The 3,717-nt window shown below is 61.6% G+C and carries 1 protein-coding gene and 2 pseudogenes; all 3 read right to left on the bottom strand.

The genetic code is table 11. From position 1 onward, the window contains the following. Positions 1–139: 139 nt before the first annotated feature. Positions 140–652: pseudogene (locus ACFXGI_RS38490) on the bottom strand (transposase); the annotation flags it as partial. A gap of 186 nt (positions 653–838) precedes the next feature. Beyond that, entirely contained in the window at positions 839–2,671 is a 1,833-nt protein-coding gene (locus tag ACFXGI_RS38485) for a hypothetical protein (RefSeq protein WP_384717689.1), read from the bottom strand. Positions 2,672–2,974: 303 nt separating this feature from the next. Next, a pseudogene (locus tag ACFXGI_RS38480) lies at positions 2,975–3,437 on the bottom strand (IS110 family transposase); the annotation flags it as partial. Between the last annotated feature and the right edge of the window lie 280 nt (positions 3,438–3,717).

The following is a 3,717-nucleotide window of genomic DNA, read 5'->3' as shown; positions in this document are numbered from 1 at the left end:
AACTCCGGCGGATAGTTCTTCATGACCACGAGAAGTCCGTTCTCAGATCCTCAGGATCCAGTGTCTCGTGTGTTCAGGATCCGGGGTCAAGGCCCATCTTCTTGCCGGCGTCGATGCCCTGTGTGTTGGTGGGGACGGTGAAGACGACCAGGTAGACGCGGTCGAGCGGGCGAGCCTGCCATTCGGCCATGCCCTCCATTACCGAATCCGTGATGGTCGAGATGATCTGCTGGGAGACCTCGGCTCCGTAGACCTCGGCCAGATGGGCTGAGATCTCACCGTGGGTCAGACCCTTCGCGGAGAGCGACAGCACCATCTCATCGACACCGGTCAGCCGGCGCTGACGCTTCTTGACGATCTGCGGCCCGAAGGCTCCCTCGCGGTCCCCGGGCACGTCGATCTCAACCGGACCGACGTCGGTGACGACCGTCTTGGAGCGTTTCCCATTCCTTGAGTTGCCGCCGTTCTTGCCCGCGGGATCGTGCCGGTCATAGCCGAGATGGTCCGTCATCTCGCCCTCGAGAGCGGACTCCAGCAGCCGCCCCGTCAACTGCTGGAGCAGACCGCCCTCGCCCGTCAGCTGCAATCCCTTGGCCTGGGCCCGAGCCACGAGCTCGTTCAGAAACTGGTCATCCACGCCCGTCGGCGCAATCTCCGCCTCGGCCGGCGTGGCTATGTTCTCGCTGGTCACAGGTGCAATCCTCCATGATCGGAGTTACACCGTTCCCTTTACAGTCCCGTGGGTCACGCATCTGAGTGGCGCGGCGTGTGTGGGTGGACCTCCGGTGGAGGGCACACCCACACACGTGTGGGGAGGTTGGGGGTGTTGTTGGCGCGGTTATTTGCGGTCGACGGTGAAGGTGACGACGGCGGGGGTGAGGCCGGGGAGGTCTGCGTTGCCTTTGCGGGCGGTGATGACGACGGTGTGTACACCCATGGTCCACGGGCCGACGTTGCGGTTGAAGTGCCATCCCGGGCCACTCCTGTTCAGACCTGGGTTGGCGTTGATGATCGTGCCGGTTTCATCCCTGGCAAGGATGGTGACACCGTCCATCGAAACATCAGTCGGCAGTTGGACTTTAAAGTCGGGGATGGAGGTGGTTTTCGCTCCCCGTGCCGGGACAACAATGATCGGGGTTTTGGCCTCGGGGACGTTGAAGTTGACGCTGGCAGGGGCGGGGCTGCCAAGATCGGCGCCTTCCTTGCGGGCCGTGACCGTCACCTTGTGGCCGGGGCCGTTCCAGGGACCCAGCTTGCCGTTGCGCTCGAAGGTGTAGGTGATGCCGTCCGCACCGGGAGCCAGGCCGTCGGCAATGACCGCCCCGTACTCGTCCACGGCACGCAGCATGACACCGGCTTCGAGTCGCTTCGGCACCGTGACCGTGAACTTCGGCGTACCCGCGATCTGCGCTCCCTCCAACGGCGCGACGATCACAATTCCCTGGGGCTTCGGAGGCGGAGGCGGAGTAGGCGCCGCGACAGTGAAAACAATCTCGGCGGTAGCAAGAACCGCCCCCTTAGCCTCATCCGTGTAAGCCATCTTCAACGTGTGCTGACCAGGAGCATACGGAGGAGCACCATCAGCCGAAGCCTGCATATAAAAAGCCCAGGTCCCGTCCGGGTTTACATGCGCTCCTCCACCGGACCTCTTAACGCCATCCACAAAAGCAAATAGCTTAGCCCCGGCTACCACCGGGCTCACCGTCCCACTGAACGACGGCTCCACCCCATCCATCTTAGAAAGAATTTTCACCACAGCAACAACCGGAGGAGGCTTCGGCGCATCGGTCGGAGTAGAAATTCCAGTGATCTTCCAGATCCACGGGGCTCCCCAGGCGCAGATGTACGCATCACCTTTGCTATTGAAGCGCACATTGTGTGCCGCACCAGTGCCGCCGAGATTGAGGTTGAATGCGGCGAGGTTCGCCTCATTCGTCACCTCTACCGGCTCCCCGCTCACGCTATCAACATTAACGCGCCACAGATTTCCTTGAGACGATGTGCCGACATAAGCCCATGTGGCCATGCCCCCATCGGCTGCTGGCTCGCGCCGTAGCGTAACGCCGTAGGCTGAAGTCATACCAGTAGCGATGACAGACTTGGGGTAGTTCCCGTCCTCATCTCTCTTCAGGCTGACTCGCCACAGGCGCCCCCCTGCATTATCGGTAATGTAAAGATTTTGCTGTAGAGCATCCAGGGCAATCCCCTTGGGATCACCTAGCCCTTTGGTGATTTGGACATGGGGTTCAACTGACCATACTTGTCCTGTGTTCGTAGTGAAATAGCCTTCATCCATCCCAGCCATAACCAAGGAGATAGGCTTATCTAGCCCCCCCCCAGCTTGGGAAACTCGGATGGGATTCGACGCGTTTGCCCCTAGCGGAACCTTCCACAGGCTTTGGTAATTTAAATCAACAATGAAGGCAGCTGCCGCGGTTTTATTGTCAGTCCCTGTGACTACAGAAAGCCCGAACATGCCAGTCAAATTAGGATTGGCGATCGGTCCTTCAGGCGCAGGCTGCGTACCGTCGGCCTGCTCCGCAGGGAACTTATAAAGAACGCCCGCATTTGCTCCCTGCCCTGGCCCGCCGTTCCATGAGGTGACATACAGCCTGTCACCTACGATGTCCATCGCCGCCATGTGGGCAAGCTGCGTGTCAATCTTCTTCACTCGCTTGCCCCCTGCGGGCCCCAATGCGGCCGCGTCAACGGCTGCCCTGGGCACTGCTGCAGAACTATCCGAGTAGCTCATCTTAAATTCTCCGACTCCTGATCGTGCACTTTACTGCTGCGCTGACACTCCTTCCTATGTCGAGATCTGTCCATACCCCCCTCTCCTGATCTGGAAGATGGGTTGTTATAGGGGCTGACGATCGGTGATCGTCGCGGTATGCCCGGTGTATGGGGTATCCGCAGGGTGGGGTCTGACCGCGGCAAGGCAAGCGTTCCGCGAACGGGTATGGTCTGGATGCTTGTTGGTGCGGGTGGCCTGGGCCGCGAGGTCTTGGTCGAAGCCGGTCAGCACCGTGAGTTCGGCGGTGATCTCGTCGGTCAGTTCCAGCGAACGCAGGGTGTGGGGCATCGTCCGGGCGGCGTCCGCGATCACCGCGGCGTCCTTCGCGTCCGTTTTCGCCTCTCCCGGATAGAGAATCGGCGATCCGCCGCATCGCTAGTCCGGGCAGGTAGGCGACCTCGCAGCCCGCATCACGGGCCACGGTCAGCGGCAGAGCCCCGATCGAGGCGGGCTGGTCCACGATCACCAGCACGGTGCCGAACTTGGCCTTGAGCTTGTCGAAGACGGCCCGCAGCTTCGGTTCGCTGTTGGGCATCGGCTTGTCGAAGACCTTCTTCCCGGCCGGGGTGAGCCCGTGGCCGTGGTGGGCGGTCTTGCCGATGTCCATTCCGAGGAAGACGCCTATGTCTTCGGTGTCTAACATCACACCCTTCCGCAGGTGTTGACCGTGCCGGCCTCGGCGGTGGCACCGTGCTCGCGCATCCACGTTATGCAGACCTGCCGCCCGCAGACTGTCCGGCATTGCGTCGGACCGGGCGGTGGCCGGGTCTCTCATCAGCGTCTCCAACGGCACCTCCCGGACCCGGCGACACCCCCCCAGGTCATCCGTTCGACAGAGGGGACACAGTCATACCGGGCCCGGAGGCCAGCGGCCCCATTGCAGGACCGCGAAAAACATAACTGTGAGAGTTCTTCTGCGGCCC

It is taken from the genome of Streptomyces sp. NPDC059355 (assembly GCF_042752335.1).
Classification (GTDB): domain Bacteria; phylum Actinomycetota; class Actinomycetes; order Streptomycetales; family Streptomycetaceae; genus Streptomyces.
This window is presented reverse-complemented; position numbering and strand designations above follow the sequence as displayed.